This window comes from Rhodanobacter koreensis (assembly GCF_054782855.1).
Genome location: NZ_BAAGRR010000012.1, coordinates 400,625 through 419,019 on the forward strand (window position 1 = coordinate 400,625; position 18,395 = coordinate 419,019).

Annotated in this window: 17 protein-coding genes; 15 read left to right on the forward strand and 2 right to left on the reverse strand. The window is 64.8% G+C overall.

The features are described 5' to 3' along the window. Positions 1-9 precede the first annotated feature (9 nt). Together thiL and ACYVKM_RS15370 are read left to right on the forward strand one after the other, a co-directional pair. On the forward strand, positions 10-978 hold the full coding sequence (gene thiL / locus ACYVKM_RS15365; protein WP_460878488.1) for a thiamine-phosphate kinase: 969 nt from the start codon (positions 10-12) through the stop codon (positions 976-978). Then, entirely contained in the window at positions 975-1,499 is a 525-nt protein-coding gene (locus ACYVKM_RS15370; protein WP_460878489.1) for a phosphatidylglycerophosphatase A family protein, read from the forward strand. The genes thiL and ACYVKM_RS15370 overlap by 4 nt, the downstream gene beginning before the upstream one ends. Positions 1,500-1,507: 8 nt before the next feature. Here ACYVKM_RS15370 and ACYVKM_RS15375 read toward each other — a convergent pair whose 3' ends face one another. Then, positions 1,508-2,503, reverse strand: coding sequence for an NAD-dependent epimerase/dehydratase family protein (locus tag ACYVKM_RS15375; RefSeq protein ID WP_460878490.1), 996 nt, complete (start codon positions 2,501-2,503; stop codon positions 1,508-1,510). Between the two features lie 93 nt (positions 2,504-2,596). On the opposite strand from ACYVKM_RS15375, the gene ACYVKM_RS15380 reads away from it, so the two are divergent. Continuing rightward, positions 2,597-3,493: a LysR family transcriptional regulator gene (locus tag ACYVKM_RS15380; RefSeq protein WP_460878491.1), complete on the forward strand. Its 897-nt coding sequence runs from the start codon at positions 2,597-2,599 to the stop codon at positions 3,491-3,493. A 12-nt stretch (positions 3,494-3,505) separates the two neighbouring features. Here ACYVKM_RS15380 and ahr read toward each other — a convergent pair whose 3' ends face one another. Continuing rightward, positions 3,506-4,519 carry an NADPH-dependent aldehyde reductase Ahr gene (gene ahr, locus ACYVKM_RS15385; RefSeq protein WP_460878492.1) on the reverse strand — a complete coding sequence of 338 codons (1,014 nt, stop codon included), beginning with the start codon at positions 4,517-4,519 and terminating at the stop codon, positions 3,506-3,508. 136 nt (positions 4,520-4,655) lie between these two features. Between ahr and ACYVKM_RS15390 the strand changes: the two genes are divergently transcribed. From ACYVKM_RS15390 to ACYVKM_RS15445, 12 genes are all read left to right on the forward strand, one after another. Next, the gene (locus ACYVKM_RS15390; protein ID WP_460878493.1) at positions 4,656-5,630 is read left to right on the forward strand and encodes a potassium channel beta subunit family protein; all 975 of its coding nucleotides are present in this window, start codon (positions 4,656-4,658) and stop codon (positions 5,628-5,630) included. A gap of 94 nt (positions 5,631-5,724) precedes the next feature. Then, on the forward strand, positions 5,725-5,934 hold the full coding sequence (locus tag ACYVKM_RS15395; RefSeq protein ID WP_460878494.1) for a hemin uptake protein HemP: 210 nt from the start codon (positions 5,725-5,727) through the stop codon (positions 5,932-5,934). 114 nt (positions 5,935-6,048) lie between these two features. Next, the gene (locus ACYVKM_RS15400) at positions 6,049-6,630 is read left to right on the forward strand and encodes a hypothetical protein (protein WP_460878495.1); all 582 of its coding nucleotides are present in this window, start codon (positions 6,049-6,051) and stop codon (positions 6,628-6,630) included. 175 nt (positions 6,631-6,805) lie between these two features. Further along, on the forward strand, positions 6,806-8,077 hold the full coding sequence (locus tag ACYVKM_RS15405; RefSeq protein ID WP_460878496.1) for an efflux RND transporter periplasmic adaptor subunit: 1,272 nt from the start codon (positions 6,806-6,808) through the stop codon (positions 8,075-8,077). A 93-nt stretch (positions 8,078-8,170) separates the two neighbouring features. After that, positions 8,171-8,893 carry an ABC transporter ATP-binding protein gene (locus tag ACYVKM_RS15410; protein WP_460878497.1) on the forward strand — a complete coding sequence of 241 codons (723 nt, stop codon included), beginning with the start codon at positions 8,171-8,173 and terminating at the stop codon, positions 8,891-8,893. A 46-nt stretch (positions 8,894-8,939) separates the two neighbouring features. Further along, positions 8,940-10,289 carry a TolC family outer membrane protein gene (locus ACYVKM_RS15415; protein WP_460878498.1) on the forward strand — a complete coding sequence of 450 codons (1,350 nt, stop codon included), beginning with the start codon at positions 8,940-8,942 and terminating at the stop codon, positions 10,287-10,289. Positions 10,290-10,352: 63 nt separating this feature from the next. Continuing rightward, positions 10,353-11,663, forward strand: a complete 1,311-nt coding sequence (locus ACYVKM_RS15420) for an ABC transporter permease (protein WP_460878499.1) — start codon at positions 10,353-10,355, stop codon at positions 11,661-11,663. A gap of 10 nt (positions 11,664-11,673) precedes the next feature. Continuing rightward, positions 11,674-12,912, forward strand: a complete 1,239-nt coding sequence (locus ACYVKM_RS15425; protein ID WP_460878500.1) for an ABC transporter permease — start codon at positions 11,674-11,676, stop codon at positions 12,910-12,912. 103 nt (positions 12,913-13,015) lie between these two features. Beyond that, entirely contained in the window at positions 13,016-14,332 is a 1,317-nt protein-coding gene (locus ACYVKM_RS15430) for an ABC transporter permease (RefSeq protein ID WP_460878501.1), read from the forward strand. Positions 14,333-14,423: 91 nt separating this feature from the next. Then, a complete protein-coding gene (locus ACYVKM_RS15435) occupies positions 14,424-15,680 on the forward strand; it encodes an ABC transporter permease (protein ID WP_460878502.1) in 1,257 nt (418 codons plus the stop codon). A gap of 104 nt (positions 15,681-15,784) precedes the next feature. Next, positions 15,785-17,035: an ABC transporter permease gene (locus ACYVKM_RS15440; RefSeq protein WP_460878503.1), complete on the forward strand. Its 1,251-nt coding sequence runs from the start codon at positions 15,785-15,787 to the stop codon at positions 17,033-17,035. A 51-nt stretch (positions 17,036-17,086) separates the two neighbouring features. Next, on the forward strand, positions 17,087-18,394 hold the full coding sequence (locus ACYVKM_RS15445) for an ABC transporter permease (RefSeq protein ID WP_460878504.1): 1,308 nt from the start codon (positions 17,087-17,089) through the stop codon (positions 18,392-18,394). Position 18,395: the final 1 nt, after the last annotated feature.

Below are 18,395 nucleotides of genomic sequence, written 5' to 3' on the forward strand. Positions count from 1 at the left end.
GATTCGTTGATGGAATTCGATCTGATTGAACTGATCCGTCGGCACACGGCGCAGCCGCGCGACGATGTGCGGCTGGGCATCGGCGATGACGCCGCGGTGCTTGCGATGCCGGCCGGTCAGGAGCTGGCGGTGGCGATCGACACCCTGGTCGAGGGAGTGCATTTCCCGCAGGGCACGGCGGCAGCCGACATCGGCTGGAAGGCGCTGGCGGTGAACCTGTCCGATCTTGCCGCGATGGGCGCGAGTCCGGCATGGGCGCTGCTGGCACTGACACTGCCGACGGCCGATGCCGCTTTCGTCGAGGGCTTTGCCGAAGGCTTCGCCCGGCTGGCGCAATCGCACCGGCTGGCCTTGGTCGGCGGCGACACCACCCGCGGGCCACTCTGCATCAGCGTAGCGGTGCACGGCTTCGTGCCGCCGGGCAAGGCGCTCACGCGCGCCGGCGCATGTGCCGGCGATGCCGTGCTGGTCACCGGCACGCTGGGCGATGCCGCGGCAGGGCTGCACGCCCTGCAGCATCCATGGCGCGACGACGACCCGCGCAGCAGCCAGCGCGAGTTCCTGATCGGACGGCTCAATCGTCCGGTGCCACGCCTGGCGGCCGGCGCCGCCTTGCGCGGCCAGGCGAGTGCGTGTGTCGACGTATCCGACGGTCTGCTTGCCGATCTCGGACACATCTGCGCGGCCAGCGGCGTCGGTGCGGAGATCGAGGCGGCGTTGCTGCCGCGTTCGTCGGCGCTGCTGGGGCTGCATGACGAGGCCACGGCGCTGCACTTCGCGCTCGGTGGTGGCGACGATTACGAATTGTGTTTCACCGTGCCGATGCAGCGGCTGGCCGACGTGCAGGCGGATCTGTCGCGCCTTGGTTGCGGCGTGACGCGCATCGGCCGCATCGTGGGAGGCGAGGGCGTGCGGGTGCGCGCTGCGGATGGCACATGGCTGAGTGTGGACCGATCGGGCTGGGAGCATTTCACTTGAACGCCAGGAAGACTCTCAGCGCTGAACAACGCCGCGTACTACTGGCCACGCCGGCCGGTTGGCTGGCCTGCGGCTTCGGTTCGGGACTCACGCCGGTGGCGCAGGGCACGTTTGGTTCGCTGGCGGCGCTGCTACCGTGGCTGCTGCTGCGCGAGCTGCCGCTGCCGATCTATCTGGTCGTGCTGCTGTTCGGCTTCGCCATCGGCGTGTGGGCATGCAACGTGGCCGGACGCACACTCGGCGTCGACGATCACCGCAGCCTGGTGTGGGACGAATTCATCGGCCAGTGGATCGCACTGACCCCGTTATTGATTCCCGCGCTGCTGCCACCCGACGGATTCGCATGGTGGATGCTGCTGGCCGGCTTCGCGCTGTTCCGTCTTTTCGACGTGTGGAAGCCATGGCCGATCAGCTGGCTGGATCGGCACATCAAGGGCGGCATGGGGGTGATGGTCGACGATGTGGTGGCTGGCATCTTTGCTGCGATCGTGCTGGCGCTGGGGCTGCTCCTGCTGCACTGAAAGCCGCATCAGGATCCGGCGCGGAAGGATCCCGTCATGGCCGGAGTGGCGGTAGAAGGCAGGCAGCCCAATCCACGCAAGGTCGTTTCGACCGCCTGGTCCAGTTCCGTATGCGGTTCGGCGCCGAGCAGCCTGACCAGCTTGCGGTTGTCCAGCTGCAGCGGAAGCTGCCACAGATAACGCATTTCGCGCAGTTCGCGGAACAAGGTGACGAACGGTGTGGCGAGGGTCGCAAGCCACCACGGGAAGGGGCGTACGGGCAGTTCCGGATGGCCGGCGGCATGCCCGATCGCGTCGCCCATGGCATTGCCATCCACCCAGTGACCACCGAAATGGAATCGCTCGAACGCGGCCAGTTCGCTCTCACGTTCGAGCAGACGCGCGATGGTTTCGCCGACATCGGGCAGATAGGCCCAGGCGTGGCGCAACTCGCGCTGGCCCGGATAGCTCATCGAACGAACCGGTTGTCCTGGTTTCACCATCGCCGCGAACCAGTTGTTGCCGGCGTGCGGACCGAAGAAATCGCCACAGCGCAGGATCAGCGAACGCACACCATCGTCTGCCGCTTGCTGCAGACGGCGTTCCATTTCCACCCGGATCGCGCCCTTGCGCGTCAGCGGTTGCTGCGGCGAGGTCTCGTCCAGCAGCGGCAGCGCGTCCGGGCCGTAGTTGTAGACGGTGCCGGGCAGCACGATGCGTGCACCGGCAGTGCGCGCGGCGGCGATCGTATTGTCGAGCATCGGGAGCACCAGCTTGTCCCAGTCGCGATACCCCGGTGGGTTGACCGCATGGACGATCACCTCGACGCCGCGCGCGGCCTGCATCACGTCGCCAGCATGCATGGCATCGCCGGCGATCCATTCGATACCCGCCGACAACTGCGGTCTGGCGCTGTCGCGCACCAAGGCGCGTACCTTCCAGCCGCGACGCAGCAGCGCCGCTGCGATCTCGCCGCCGGCACCGCCGGTGGCGCCGAGTACCAGAGCCTTGCGTGATGTGTTCATGACGTTCTCCTGTGGAAGGTGGTGGCTCCAGCATGGGCGTGGCAGATATGAAAGAAAATTCACCATGAGCGAACTTCTGCTATACATAAATGCATGGCCATCGACGAACCCGGCTGGGAGCTGTACCGATCCTTCCTCGCGGTAATGCGCGAAGGCAGCCTGTCGGCTGCGGCACGGGCACTGGGCATGACCCAGCCCAGCCTGGGGCGCCACATCCGGCAGCTGGAAGCAGACCTCGGCGTGGCGTTGTTCACCCGCTCGCCGCAGGGGTTGACGCCAACCGATCTTGGCCAGGAACTGGTCGCGCATGCACAGGCGATGGCGGCAGCATCCGCTGCGCTGCGCCGTGCCGCCTCGGGCAGCAGCCATGGCATACGCGGAGTGGTGCGGGTCACATGCAGCGAGGTGATCGGCGCGGAGGTGCTGCCACCGATGCTGGCCGATTTTCGCCAGCAGCATCCGGGCATCGTGATCGAGTTGTCACTGTCCAACCAGACCGAGGACCTGCTGCGCAAGGATGCGGATATCGCCGTACGCATGCTGCGTCCCGCCCAGAGTGCGCTGGTGGCGCGTCGGATCGGGCGGATTCCGCTGGGCCTGCATGCGCATCGGCGTTATCTGAAGGCACATGGCCTGCCACACACACTGGCGGAGTTGTCACAGCACGCGATCATCGGTTTCGATCGCGAGACACCGGCCTTGCGCGCGATACGCAGCCAGCTGCCGTTCGGTCGCGAGGACTTTTCGCTGCGCAGCGACAGCGACCTGGCGCAACTGGCAGCGATCCGTGCCGGTTACGGTATTGGCGTGTGCCAATGTGCGATCGCCCGACGCGACCGCAACCTGGTGCACCTGTTGCCGCAGGCGTTCGCGTTCAATCTCGACACCTGGCTGGTGATGCACGAAGACCTCAAGGCGAGCCGGCGCACGCGCCTGCTCTTCGATCATCTGGCGCAGGCGTTGATCGCCTACGCCGGTGATGTCGATTAGGTGCGCAGGCGCTCAGCCGCCCGCCTCCAGCACGATGCGGTAACGCGCCTTGCCGGCTTCCAGATGGGCGAGCGCGTCGTTGACCTTGCCCATGGGAAACATCTCCACTTGCGGGCGGATGTCGTGGCGCGCGGCAAACGCGAGCATGCGGGCGATGTCGACCGGCGAGCCGGTGGGTGAGCCGGAGACCTCGCGCTGTTTGCCGATCAGGCTGAATGCCGGCACCGGGATCGGTTCCAGCACCGCGCCAACCACGTGCATGCGGCCCTTCGGTGCGAGGGTATTGAGCAAGGCGTTCCAGTCCATCGGCACGTTGACGGTTACCAGCAGCAGATCAAGTGAGCCGGCGATTGCCTTGATCGCTGCGGCGTCACGGCTGGCGACGACGTGGTGCGCACCGAAGCCGCGCGCCTCGTCCGCCTTGGCCGCGGTGGAGGTGAACGCGGTGACCTCGCAGCCCCAGGCGGCGGCGAACTTGACGGCCATGTGGCCGAGCCCGCCGATGCCGACCACGCCGACGCGTGTAGTGGGCTTGATGTCGTAGGCAAGAAACGGTTTGAGCACGGTGATGCCGCCGCACAACAGCGGGCCGGCGCTGGCGAGGTCGATGCCTTCGGGCAGCGGTATTGCCCATGCCCAGTGTGCGCGCACCTTGTCGGCGAAACCGCCGTGGTGGCCGCCGATCGTGGCTACCGATTGTGCGCACAGGTTCTGGTCGCCGGACAGGCATTGCCGGCAATGCATGCAGCTTTCCGCGGTCCAGCCGATGCCGACGCGCTGGCCGAGCATCAGCCCCTTCGCCTGAGCGCCCAGTGCGGTGACCCGTCCGACTACCTCGTGACCGGGGATGAACGGGTAGCGCGAGCCGCCCCATTCGTTGTGAATCATCGACAGGTCGGAGTGGCAGATGCCGCAATAGTCGACAGCGACCTCGACTTCCTCGGCACCCAGCGCGCCCACGTCGAACGTGGTCAATTCGAGCGGTTGATCGGCGGCCATGGAGGCCCAGCCTGTGATCGATGACATGACGGACTCCAGCGAATGGGAAAGCACCAAGGCTACGCCGATGTGCCGTTGGCGACATGGTCTTCCGCGCAATGATTGGACGCGGCAAGCCGAGTGTTGGCATGCTGGCGGTCTTCCCCGTTACCGGAGCATCCCCATGCTTTATCGCCGCCTCGGCCGAACCGGCCTGCAACTGTCCGCACTGTCTTTCGGCGCCTGGGTCACCTTCGGCAGGCAGGTGGGTCGTTCGCAGGCGCGTGACTTGCTCGCGCTGGCGCATGATCGCGGCGTCAACTTCTTCGACAACGCCGAGACCTACAACAACGGCGTGGCCGAGCAGGTGATGGGCGACGTGCTGGCCGATCTGCGCTTCCCGCGCGACAGTTACTGCGTGTCCAGCAAGGTGTTCTTCGGTGCGTACGACAAGCCGCTGCCGACCCAGCGCGGGCTGTCGCGCAAGCATGTGATCGAGGCCTGTCAGCAGGCGCTGCAGCGCCTGCGCGTGGATTATCTGGATCTGTACTTCTGCCATCGGCCCGATCCGGATACGCCGATCGAGGAAACCGTGGCGGCGATGGATACGCTGATCCGCCAGGGCAAGGTGCTGTACTGGGGCACCAGCGAATGGCCGGCCGAGGCGATCCATGAAGCACACCGGATCGCGAAGGAGAATCACCTCTACGCGCCGGTGATGGAGCAGCCGCAGTACAACCTGCTGCATCGCGAGCGGGTCGAAGTGGAGTACGCGCCGCTGTATGCCGCCTACGGCATGGGCACCACGATCTGGTCCCCGCTGGCATCCGGCCTGCTGAGCGGCAAGTACAACGACGGCGTGCCGGCCGATTCGCGACTGACCCAGCCGGGCTACGAATGGCTGCGCGAGAGCGTGCTCGGCCACGGCAACGAACGCATCGGCAAGGTGCGCGCACTGCAGCCGATCGCCGATGAGTTGGGCGTGAGCCTGGCGCAACTGGCGATCGCCTGGTGCCTGCTCAATCCGCACGTCTCCACCGTGATGCTCGGCGCCAGCCGGCGCGAGCAGCTGGAACAGAACCTGGGCGCGCTGGATCTCCTGCCACGGCTGGATACGGGCATCGCGCGACGCATTCTGCAGGCGGTTGGCCATAGCTGATTGCGGTGCCGCGGAGGTTCGCGGTGTGAATGGATTGACAGTTAAATGAGAATCATTATTATTTAACTGTCGCCCACTTCCCGCGGAATCTGCCATGTCGACGCCTGCGCCCTCGTTGTCCCCACCGTTGCAGCCGTTGGCCGCGCCGCGGCGATCTGTTTCCATGCCGGCTATTGCCGCGGCCACGCGGCATGTCACCAGCCAGTCGCTGCTGGCTGGCGGTCGCGAGCTGGTGATCCAGCATCAGGGTGGCGAGTACCGCCTGCGGTTGACCCGCAACGACAAGCTGATCCTGACCAAGTAAGCGCTTGCCTGCTGTTCGATGCCACGGCTGCCGGATGGCATCGTGCGTTCATCAAGCCTGTCGCCAGCGCAGTCCGCGAGGACGCCAGCCGGGCTGCATCTATCGGAGGTTCCGATGTTCGGTCCGTTGATTCACCGGTTGCAGGAATGCTGCCCGCCCGCCGACACAGCGACGATCAGCCGACGCTGGTTGCAGCTGGCGCCGGCATGGCTGGCCAGGCATCTGCCCGCGCTGGGCGACGTGCTGTACGAGCCGATGCGCTCGGGCAGGGCGGCAACGTGCGAGCTGCCGCGTGGCCTGCTGGTCGAGTCGATGCCGCTGATCCCGTTGCTGCAGGGGCAGCGGCTGGCGGCCGTCAGCACGATTACCGTCGAGGGACCACGCGAATGGATAGAGTGCGTGGATGGTGACGACCGACTCCGCGCACGATTGCACCTGCTGCCGGACACCGATTACCTCGCATGGGATGCGCTGCTGGATCATGCCGAGCCAGCCAGCGCACCCATCTCGAAGCGCTGGTCGCATGCGTGCCAGCCGGCCGGTGCGCAGCTGCTGCATTTCCATATGCGCCGGCTGGCCGGACTGGATGTACTGGGCAGTGCGGCGGTCATCAGGGTGTCGCCGCTGAGCCGGCAACTGATCGAGCGGATTGCCCGTGCCGAAACGCGGGCATGGCGTCCGGCGGCGAGCGGCTGAATTGCCATCGCGGGCGTTCGTCCGGTTGTCCGTGCAGTGTCCGCGGACACTCGATTCCATTCGAGTTGGCATCACAAGTCACTGAAAATCAATCATTATTTTCGACCATTCCGGCTGGCACACGGATTGCAACGATCCGTATGCAACCGCGCTGTCCGCGGTCAGGAACGGCATGATGATTCGCGATACTTCTGCACAAGACCGCATGGTCGAGGTCAAACCCAACCGCAAGCGCCGGTTGATTCTGCTGGGCGTCGGCGTGGCCGTGCTGGCGTTGCTGGTGTGGCTGGCACCGGGCATCGGCCGGCTGTTTTCCGCCTCTGCCTCGGTCAGCAGCTCGCGGCTGGCATTCGCGACCGTCGAACGCGGCCCGTTCGTGCGCGACATTGCTGCCGAGGGCAAGGTGGTCGCGGCAGTCAGCCCCACCTTGTACGCCACCTACGGCGGTGCGGTAACGCTGCAGGTGCATGCAGGCGATACGGTGAAGAAGGGGCAGGTGCTCGCCGTGATCGACAGCCCGGAGCTGCACAACAAGCTGGCGCAGGAGCAATCCAAGGCCGATGCCATGCAGGTCGATTATCTGCAGGCACAGGTCGACGCACGTACCAAGCGCAGCGATCTGCAGAAGGCGTTCGACAACGCGCAGATCGACGAGAAGAGTGCGGAAACCACGCTGGACCGCACGCAGAAGGCATTCGCCGCGGGCGCAGCCAAGGGTGTCGAGGTCGACCAGGCCAAGGACGTGCTGGAAAAGGCGCGCATCACGCTGGCGCATGCCAAGTCCGACCTGGGCATGAACAACGACAGCCTGAAGTTCAACATCCAGTCGAAGAAGCTGGCCCACGACAATCAGATGCTGGTGGTGCAGGACCTGCAGCGCCAGGTCGACGACCTCAACGTGAAGTCGCCGGTCGACGGCCAGGTCGGACAGCTGTTCATCGCCGAACGCGCCACCGTAGCCAAGGATGCCCAGTTGGTCAGCGTGATCGATCTGTCCGCACTGCAGGTGGAAATGCAGGTGCCGGAGAGCTTTGCGCGTGATCTCGGTATCGGCATGTCCGGCGAGATCAGCGGCAACGGCAATGTCTGGAAGGGCCTGGTCAGTGCGATTTCGCCCGAGGTCGTCAATGGCGAAGTAGCGGCGCGGCTGCGCTTCGACGGCCAGACGCCGAAGCAGTTGCGCCAGAACCAGCGCCTGTCGGTACGCGTGCTGCTGGACAAGCGCGACAACGTGCTGACCGTGCAGCGCGGCTCGTTCGTCGACGAATCCGGCGGCAGCTATGCCTACGTGGTGCGCAACGGCATCGCCACGAAAACCCCGATCCGCGTCGGTGCCAGCAGCATCGACAAAGTGGAGATCCTCGATGGCCTGAAGGAAGGCGACCGCATCGTGATCTCCGGCACCGACAGCTTCAAGAATGCACAGACGGTTGCGATAAGCAACTGAGTGCGGGGAATCGGGAATGACGCCAGATTGATGCTTTTCCCGATTCCCGATTCCCGATTCTCCATTCACAGCTCCAACCACCGAGGAACAACCATGCTGAAGATGACTCACCTGTCCAAGGTCTACCGCACCGAAGTGGTGGAGACCTATGCGCTGCGCGATTTCAACATCGACGTGAAAGAAGGCGAATTCGTCGCCGTCACCGGCCCGTCCGGTTCCGGCAAGACCACCTTCCTGACCATCGCCGGCCTGCTGGAAACCTTCAGTGGCGGCGAGTACCACCTCGACGGCATCGAGGTAAGCAACCTCAACGACAACGCCCGCTCGAAGATCCGCAACGAGAAGATCGGTTTCATCTTCCAGGCCTTCAACCTGATTCCCGACCTCAACGTGTTCGACAACATCGAAGTGCCGCTGCGCTATCGCGGCATGAAGGCGGCCGAGCGCAAGCAGCGGATCATGGAGTCGCTCGAACGTGTCGGTCTGGCATCGCGCGCCAAGCATTACCCGGCCGAACTGTCCGGCGGTCAGCAGCAGCGCGTGGCGATCGCCCGTGCGCTGGCCGGCTCGCCGCGCCTGCTGCTGGCCGATGAACCGACCGGCAACCTGGATACACAGATGGCGCGCAGCGTGCTCGAACTGCTCGAGGACATCCATCGCGAAGGCGCCACCATCGTGATGGTCACGCACGATCCCGAACTGGCTGCACGCGCGCAGCGCAACGTGCACATCATCGACGGCCAGGTGGTGGATCTGTCCGAGGACCCGCGCTTCCACACCGCTACGCAGCTGCACAGCGAAGCCCATTCGGGTTGATGCCATCCATCTGCACCGAGCCATTCATCGATTGCGAGAACCATCCATGCGTGTGAAGTTGTTGCCCCTGTTGCTCTGCATCGCCCTGGCGCCGCTGCCGGGTCATGCCGAAGACCTGATGGATGCCTACCGTCAGGCCGTCGCCAACGACCCGGTGGTGAGCACCGCCGACGCGGCGCGCCTGGTGGTGGCCGAGAACGTGCCGCAGGCACGTTCGGCCCTGCTGCCGCAGTTGTCGGTCGGGTTGGGGCTGGAACAGATCCGCGGCGGTGGCAGCAATGGTTCCGTTACCGGTCCCAACGGCAACATCGTGGATACCGGCTCGAGCGGCTACACACGCGAGCGCGATCTCAGCGGCACGCTCAGCCAGCCGATCATCAACCTGTCGGCCATCGCCAACCTCCAGGCCGCCCATGCAAGCAGGGATTCGGGCGACCAGACCTACCAGGCCGCACTGCAAAACCTCTATGTGCGCGTTTCCAGTGCCTATATCAATGTGCTGATCGCGCAGGACAACCTCGACGTCTACCGTTCCTACGAGGACGCCTACAAGCAGGAGTTCAACCAGTCCAGCGTGCGCTTCAAGAATGGCCTGGCAATGGCGTCCGACGTGAGCCAGTCGCAGGCTTATTACCTGTACATCAAGTCCCAGCGGATCACCGCACAGGACACTTTGAAGGACGCGCAACGCGGACTCGAACAGATCACCGGCCAGCCGACCGGCACGCTGAAGAAGCTGCGCGAGGATCTGCCGATGCAGGCGCCGGTGCCGGCCAATGCCCAGGCCTGGGTCGATGCCGCCCTGCAGAGCAATCCGGTCATTCTCGCCGCGCGCTACGCGGTGAAGGCCGATGAGCATCGGGTGTCGGCGGCGCGTGCCGGACATCTGCCCACGCTCAACGCCACCGTGCAATACGGCAAGTTCGGCACCTGGTCCAGCGCGGTGCCGGGCGCCGCGTCCTACGGACCGGGTGTGACCACGATCGGCCTGACACTGAATGTGCCGATTTTCAGTGGCGGACTTACCCAGTCGCAGGTGCGCCAGGCGATTGCCCAGCGTGACGAAGATGCCGGCACGCTGGAGAGCCAGCGCCGCCAGGCGGCACGCGATGCGAACAACTACTACAACCTGGTGGTGGATGGCATCGATCAGGTAGATGCCGCGCGCACCTCCGTGGAGGCGGCGCGCAAGTCTCTCGCGTCGATGCGCGCCGGCTACGAGATCGGTACGCAGAGCCTCACCAACGTGGTGTTCGCGATCGAGCAGCTGGCCAACGTACAGACCGAATACACCGTCGTGCGTCACCAGTTCATCCTCAACAAGCTGCTGCTCAAGCAGGTTGCAGGCACCGTGGACATCCACGACCTGGAAGACATCAACCGGTTGCTGCAATGAACGCCGGCCCATCCAGCAGCGCATGGCGCACGGAATATCGGCACCCACGCGGAGGCATGAGCCATGTTCGGCTACTACCTTGAACTGGGCCTGCGCAGCCTCAAGCGCAACCCGGCGCTCACCGCGTTGATGGTGATGGCGATCGGCTTCGGTGTGGCCGCGTCGATGGTCACGTATTCGGTGTTCCGTGCGGTGTCGGGCAACCCGATTCCGGACAAGTCCGCACGGCTGTTCACGCCGCAGATCGACGGCTGGGGGCCGCAGCAGAACCTCAAGGGCGAGCCGGCGGAGGCGCTGAACTACATCGACGCCATGGCGCTGCGGGATGCGCACGTAGCGAAGCGCCAGACCATGCTGTATCCGGTGCAACTCGCGGTGATGCCGGATGGCGGCCGCGATCTGCCCTTGAACGCGAGCGGCTATGCCGTGGACAGCGACTTCTTCCCGATGTTCGAGGTGGCGTTCCGCTACGGCAGCGGCTGGAGTGCGCAGGACGACGTGGCGCGTGGCGCCGACGTGGTCATCAGCGGCGAACTCAACCAGAAGCTGTTCGCCGGTGCCAACAGCGTGGGGCGCACGATCAACCTCGGCGGCCACGACTACCGCGTGCTGGGCGTCACCAGCCACTGGAACCCGCGCCCGCGCTTCTACGACCTGTTCAGCATCAGCGGCTTTGCCGACGAGCCGGACTTCTACCTGCCGTTCACCCGCGCGCTGGATCAGCACATGTACACCGGCGGTCGCAACAGTTGCCGTGGCCGGCTCAGCTTCACCAACTGGACGGATTACACGCAGAGCAACTGCGTGTGGATCACGCCATGGGTGGAACTGGACAGCCCCTCCGAAATCGCCGGCTACCGCAGCTTTCTCACCCACTACGCCGCCGACCAGCAACATGCCGGACGGTTCAACTGGGCGCCCAATGTGCGCCTGCGCGACGTGATGCAGTGGCTCGACTACGAACGCGTCGTGCCGCCCGAGAGCCGCATTTCGCTGATTGTGGCGCTGGGCTTCTTCCTGATCTGCCTGGTCAACACCATCGGCTTGCTGCTGGCGAAGTTCCTGCGTCGCGCCGGCGAAATCGGCGTGCGTCGTGCACTGGGTGCCTCGCGGCGGGAGATTTACACGCAGTACCTGATCGAGGCGGCCACGGTGGGTCTGGCCGGTGGCGTGCTGGGCTTGCTGCTCACTGCGCTGGGCGTGTCCGGCGTGGGCGTCCTGTTCCGTCCGGAAATTGCCAAACTGGCGCAGTTCGATTTCTCGCTGGTGGGCCTGACTTTGGTCGTTGCCATCGTCGCCACCATGCTGGCGGCGTTCTATCCGGCGTGGCGCGCGGCACACGTGCAGCCCGCCTGGCAGTTGAAGTCGAGCTGAGGAGAATGCCATGACCATCCAGATCAGGCCCATCCTCACCGCACTGCGCCGACACAAGGCGGGCACCTTGCTGATCGCACTGCAGATCGCGTTGACGCTGGCCATCGTGTGCAACGCGCTGTTCATCATCCACCAGCGGCTGAGCAACCTGTCCGAAGCCAGCGGCGTGGACGAGTCCAGCGTCTTCGTCATCGCCAATCAATGGGCTGCCGACTGGTCGACGCCGCAGGTCGATGCGCAGGTGCGCGCCGACCTTCTCGCGCTGCGCCAACTGCCTGCCGTACGCGATGCCGCACCCGCCAACGGTTACCCTCTGCATGGCAGCGGCTCGGACAACTTCGTCACCATGACGCCCGACCAGGTCGAGCCGACCACCGATGCCGCGGTGTACACCGGCGACGAGCATTTCATCGGCTCGCTGGGCCTGAAGCTCGTCGCGGGGCGCAATTTCCGCCCTGACGAGGTCATGGTGATGGGTACCCAGCAGGCCGTCATTCCACCGACGGTGATCGTGAGCAAGGCGCTGGCCGACCGCTTGTTCCCCGATGGCAACGCACTGGGCAAGAGTTTCTACGCGATGGGTGCCACGCCGAGCACCATCGTCGGCATCGTCGATCCGCTGCACCGGCAGGGTGTGGATCAATGGAACAACGGTTATGCCGGGCAGGCGCTGATCTGGCCGATACGGGCGGATGATTCGCGCGGCATCTACTACATCGTGCGCGCCAAATCTGGCCAGCTGGCCGAAGCCATGCGCGAGGCGCCCAGGGCGCTGTACGCACAAAGCCGCCTGCGCATCATCGACCCGAAGGACGGCATCCAGGACTACGCCACCATCCGTCGCAAGGTGTTCGACAGCGACCGCGGCATGGCGATCCTGATGGGCATCATCTGCGTGGTGCTGCTGGCGATCACCGCCGCGGGCATCGTCGGCCTCACTAGCTTCTGGGTGGGTCAGCGCCGCAAGCAGATCGGCGTGCGGCGTGCACTGGGAGCGCGGCAGAGCGACATCCTGGCGTATTTCCTCACCGAGAACCTGCTGATCGGAGCGATGGGTGTGCTGATCGGCGCGGTGCTGGCGCTGGTCATCAACCTCTGGATGATCACCCACGTCGAGATGGCTCGGCTGCCGCTGACCTATGTACTGGCCGGCGTGGTCATGCTCTTGCTGCTCGGTCAGGGCGCGGTGCTGGCGCCGGCGCTGCGCGCTTCGCATGTATCGCCGGTGGAGGCAACGCGTTCGGTATGAGCGTCTGAAGAGAAGGCAGGGTCGTTCCCGTCTGTGCGGGAACGACGAAAAAAGAAATCACCGCTGAGAGTGTCAGTCGGTTCAATCGATGGAGCTCCTTGATATGTTCACCTACTACCTCGAACTGGCCTTGCGCAGTCTGAAACGCAGCCCCGGCCTGACCGCGCTGATGGTGCTGACCATTGCCTTTGGCGTGGCGGCATCGATGACCACCTATTCGGTGTTCCGCGCGGTATCCGGCGATCCGATCCCATGGAAATCGTCGAAGCTGTTCGTGCCGCAGATCGACATGTGGGGGCCGAACGGGCGCGGCAGCGACGGCGAGCCGCCGAATGCGATGGACTACAACGACGCGATCACCCTGATGCGCGATCACCGCGCCAGGCTGCAGTCGGCGATGTACCAGATTTCACCGTCGATCGTGCCGGCGGATGCCAGCAAGCATCCGATCAACGTCAGTGGCCACGCGGTGTACAGCGAGTTCTTCCCGATGCTGGACGTGCCGTTCCTGTACGGCAGCGGCTGGAGTGCCGACGACGACACGCAACGCGCCGCGGTGGTGGTGATCAGCAGCAAGCTCAACCAGAAGCTCTTCGGCGGCAGCAACAGCGTGGGCAAGACCGTCAACGTCGAAGGCAAGGACTATCGCGTGGTGGGCGTGCTGAACGACTGGAACCCGCAGCCGCGCTTCTTCGACGTGGTCAACAGCGGCGGGTTCTCCACCGGTGTCGAGGACGTGTTCCTGCCGTTCCAGCGCGCCATCTCGGTAGGCATCCCCAACGACGGCAATACCAATTGCAACGCGGTGCCGACCGAATCGGGCTTCGTCGGCCTGCAGCATTCCCCTTGCGTGTGGATCGCCTACATGGCCGAGCTGGACGACGCGGCGGCGGTAACGGCCTACAGGCAGTATCTCGATGGCTATGCGCACGACGCGCAGCAGTCCGGCCGCTTCGGCTGGGCGCCGAACAACCGCCTGCGCGACCTGCCGGCGTGGCTGGACAACCAGCACGTCGTGCCCAGCGATACCAAGGTGTCGCTGCTGGTGGCGCTCGGCCTGCTGCTCGCATGCCTGGTCAATACCGCGGGCCTGCTGCTGGCGAAATTCCTGCGTCGCAGCAGCGAGATCGGCGTGCGTCGCGCACTGGGGGCACCGCGCATGGCGATCTATGCGCAGTTCCTGGTCGAGGCCGGCATGATCGGCCTGGCCGGTGGCGTGCTGGGCCTGCTGCTGACCGGTGTCGGCGTGGCCAGCGTGGGCTGGGTATTGCCGAAGGACATCGCCGCGCTGGCGCGGGTGGACTTCTCGTTGCTGCTGATCACCCTGCTGGTCGCCGTCATCGCGACCACGCTGGCCGGACTCTATCCCACCTTCCGTGCTTCACGCGTGCAACCCGCGTGGCAGCTCAAGAGCAATTAGTGCGCTGTCCCTGCGCATGAAAGCGGCCGTCCATGGCCGCACTCCTCAACAAAAGCCGGTTCCATAGGGCAGTGTGAAAAGGAACACGAACATGACCATGCATCCCATTCTTGCGGCTTTGCGCAAACACAAGGCCGGCGTCGTGCTCATCTCGCTGCAGATCGCGTTGACTTTGGCGATCGTCTGCAATGCGGTGTTCATCATCGGCCAGCGTATCGAGCGGGTGAACCGGCCCACCGGCCTCGACGAGAACAACCTGTTCCTGGTCTCCCAGCAATGGGTGGGCGCGCCCGGCGGGGACGATCCTGCCGGCGTGGAGAAACTCGACGTGATGCAGCGCGAAGACCTCGCTGCGTTGCGCAACCTGTCCGACGTGGCTTCGGTGTCGCCAAGCAATTCGATACCGTTGCTCAATTCCTCGTGGACCGGCTCGGTGTCGGTCAAGCCCGGACAGCGACTGGGCGACAAGAGCGGCACGCGTACGGCGTATTACTTCACCGACGATCAGGTGTTCCCCACGCTGGGTTTGCGCCTGGTCGCCGGACGCGCGTTTACTGCCGCAGACGTGCAACACCAGGGCGCCCGCGACCAGCGCGACCGTCCAGTCATCATCGTGACCCAGGCGCTTGCCGACAAGCTGTTCCCGCAGGGCAATGCGGTGGGCAAGGTGATCTATTCGGACGGAAGCAGCTCGCCGAGCACCATCATCGGCGTGGTCGAGCGCATGCAGATACCGGCCAGCGGCAGCTGGGGCAATGATTTCACCTGGTACTCGACCCTGGTGCCGACGCGGCTGGATTCGAACTTCGCACGTTACGTGGTGCGGACCAAGCCCGGCCGGCTCGATGCCGCGATGCATGCCGTGCCGGCCGCGCTGTATGGGGTGAACCCGATGCGCGTGCTCGACGACGACAGTGTCAAATCCTTCGCCGACATTCGCGCCAGTGCGTATCGCGCCGATGTCGGCATGGCGATCCTGATGGGCGTGGTTTGCCTGATCCTGCTCTGCGTTACCGCCGCCGGCATCGTCGGGCTCACCAGCTTCTGGGTTGGACAGCGCCATCGGCAGATTGGCGTGCGGCGTGCCCTAGGTGCCCGCAAGATCGACATCCTGCACTACTTCCAGATCGAAAACCTGCTGATTGCCGGCGTCGGCGTGGTGCTGGGCGTACTGCTGGCGGTAGGTCTCAACGTCTGGCTGATGACGCATTACGAGATGACGCGCATCCCGGTGCTGTACGTGCTGACCGGGGTGCTGGCGATGCTGGCGATCGGGCAGGCCGCGGTCTTCGTGCCGGCCCGGCGTGCTTCCAATGTGCCGCCGGTGGTGGCGACCCGGGCGGTTTGATGACAACCCTTCTCTCTTCTGTCGCTGACGGAAGCGGGTTTCATGTGCAGGAGTAATGGGTGCATGTGCGATTGTTTCCTTGAACAGGCTCCACGGTGCGCAGCATGAAAGTGCATCCGATCATCGCTGCCTTGCGCATGCACAAGGCCGGTGTGGTGCTGATTGCGTTGCAGATCGCGCTGACCCTGGCGATCGTCTGCAATGCGATCTTCATCATCGGCCAGCGTATCGAGCGGGTGAACCAGCCCACCGGCATGCACGAAGAGGGTGACCTGTTTCTGATCACCCAGCAGTGGGTGGGTGCGCCCAGTGCAGATGATCCAGCTGGGCTGCAAAAGCTCGACAGCATGCAGCAAACGGATCTGGCCGCCTTGCGCAGCCTGCCTGACGTAGCTTCGGCGGCGCCGATCCGTTCGCTGCCATTGCTTCGTTCCGGTTCGGTCGGAGGGATCGGGCTGAAGCCCTTGCAGCAAAAGGACACCATCGACGCGAATTACTACTATGGCGACGAGCAGGCGTTGCCAACCCTGGGCCTGCAGCTGATCGCAGGCCGTGCATTTACTGCCGCCGATGTCCAGCACAAGCCCATGCGCGACCAGGGCGAGCCGGTGCTCGCGATCATCACCAAACCGGTTGCAGACAAACTGTTCCCGAAGGGCGATGCCGTAGGCAAGGTGATCTATCTCGACAGCAGCAGCACACCAACCACCATTGTCGGCGTGGTCGCGCGACTGCAGAGCTCAGTCGATACCGTAGGCAGCAGCCTCACCTGGTATTCGGCCCTGTTCCCGGTCCGGCAGGATGCGAATTTCTCGCGCACCGTGGTACGTGCAAAACCGGGACGGCTGGAAGCGGCGATGCGCGCCGTACGGCCCGCACTGTATGCGGTCAATCCCATGCGTGTGATCGATGATGATCAGGGTGTGCGTTCCTTCGCGGATATCCGTGCCGATGCTTATCGAGCCGACCTTGGGATGGCGATACTGATGAGTGTGGTCAGCCTGATTCTGCTCAGCATCACTGCCGCCGGCATCGTTGGCCTTACCAGCTTCTGGGTCGGCCAGCGACAGCGGCAGATCGGCGTGCGGCGCGCATTGGGGGCACGCAAGATCGACATCCTGCATTACTTCCAGCTTGAGAACCTGCTGATTGCCGGCATCGGTGCCGCGATCGGCATCTTGCTCGCGATCGGTCTCAATCTGTGGTTGATCACCCGCTTCGAGATGGACCGCATGCCGGTGATCTATGTGCTTGTCGGCGTGCTGGCGGTACTGGCGCTGGGGCAGGGCGCGGTCTTCGTGCCGGCCCGGCGTGCTTCCAACGTGCCGCCGGTGGTGGCGACGCGGGCAGTTTGATTCTGGGTCCGCCTTCCGCGAAAGGGAGGGGAGTTCAAGGGGAATTCGAGCATGTTTACCTATTATCTGGATCTCGCTCTGCGCAGCCTCAGGCGCAACAAGGCACTCACCGCGCTGATGGTGCTGGCGATCGCGCTCGGCATCGGCGCCAGCATGACCACGTTGACCGTGCTGCATGTGCTGTCCGGTGATCCGCTGCCAGGCAGGAGCGCACAGCTGTATTACCCGCAGGTCGATCCGCAGGACATCAAGGGCATGTATCCGAGCAAGGAGCCGCCGGATCAGGTCACCCTGATCGATGGTCTGAACCTGCTGCATGCCGCACGCGCGGATCGGCAGGCACTGATGTCGGGTGGTTCGGTGCCGCTCCAGCCCGAACAGTCTTCACTCGATCCGTTCTACGTGGAGGCGCGATACACCACGGCGGATTTCTTCGCGATGTTCGACGCGCCGTTCCTGTACGGCCATGGATGGGCCGAGGCGGAAGGCGAGGCCAAGGCGCGCGAGGTGGTGATCGCGAAGTCGCTCAACGACAAGCTGTTTGCCGGCGCCAACAGCGTGGGCCGCACGCTGCGCATGGCAGGTACCTCGTTCCGCGTCGTCGGCGTGCTCGACAGCTGGCAGCCGAACCCGCACTTCTACGATCTGAACACGGGATCCTATGCCTATGGCGAACAGGTGTTCCTGCCGTTGCAGACCATGCTGGAGCTGCGGCTTGATCGCAACGGATCGAGCGACTGCTGGGGCAATGGCGGCGGTGGCGTCGGCAGCATCCTGCCTTCGGATTCCTGCGTGTGGCTGCAGTTCTGGGCGCAGCTGGACAGTCCGGCGAAGGCCGCCGCGTATAAGGAGTTTCTGGTGCACTACTCGCAGGACCAGAAGGCACTGGGTCGTTTCCAGCGTGCGCCGAACGTGCGCCTGCGCAACGTGATGCAGTGGCTCGATTACCAGATGGTGGTGCCCGACGACGTGCGCCTGCAGAACGGGCTGGCGTTCGGCTTCCTGCTGGTGTGTCTGGTCAACACGGTCGGCCTGATGCTGGCCAAGTTCATGCGCCGCGCGTCCGAGCTGGGCGTGCGCCGTGCGCTGGGAGCCTCGCGGCGCGCGCTGTTCGCGCAGCTGCTGATCGAATCCGGCGTGGTCGGTCTGGTCGGTGGAGTCGGCGGCCTGCTGCTGGCGCTGTTCGGCTTGTGGCTGGTGCGGCAGCGGCCCTCGGACTACGCCGCGCTGGCGCATCTGGACCTGAGCATGCTGTTCACCACCTTCGTGCTGGCGGTATGCGCCACCCTGCTGGCCGGGCTGCTGCCCGCCTGGCGCGCCTGCCAGATCGCGCCGGCCCTGCAACTGAAGAGCAACTGAG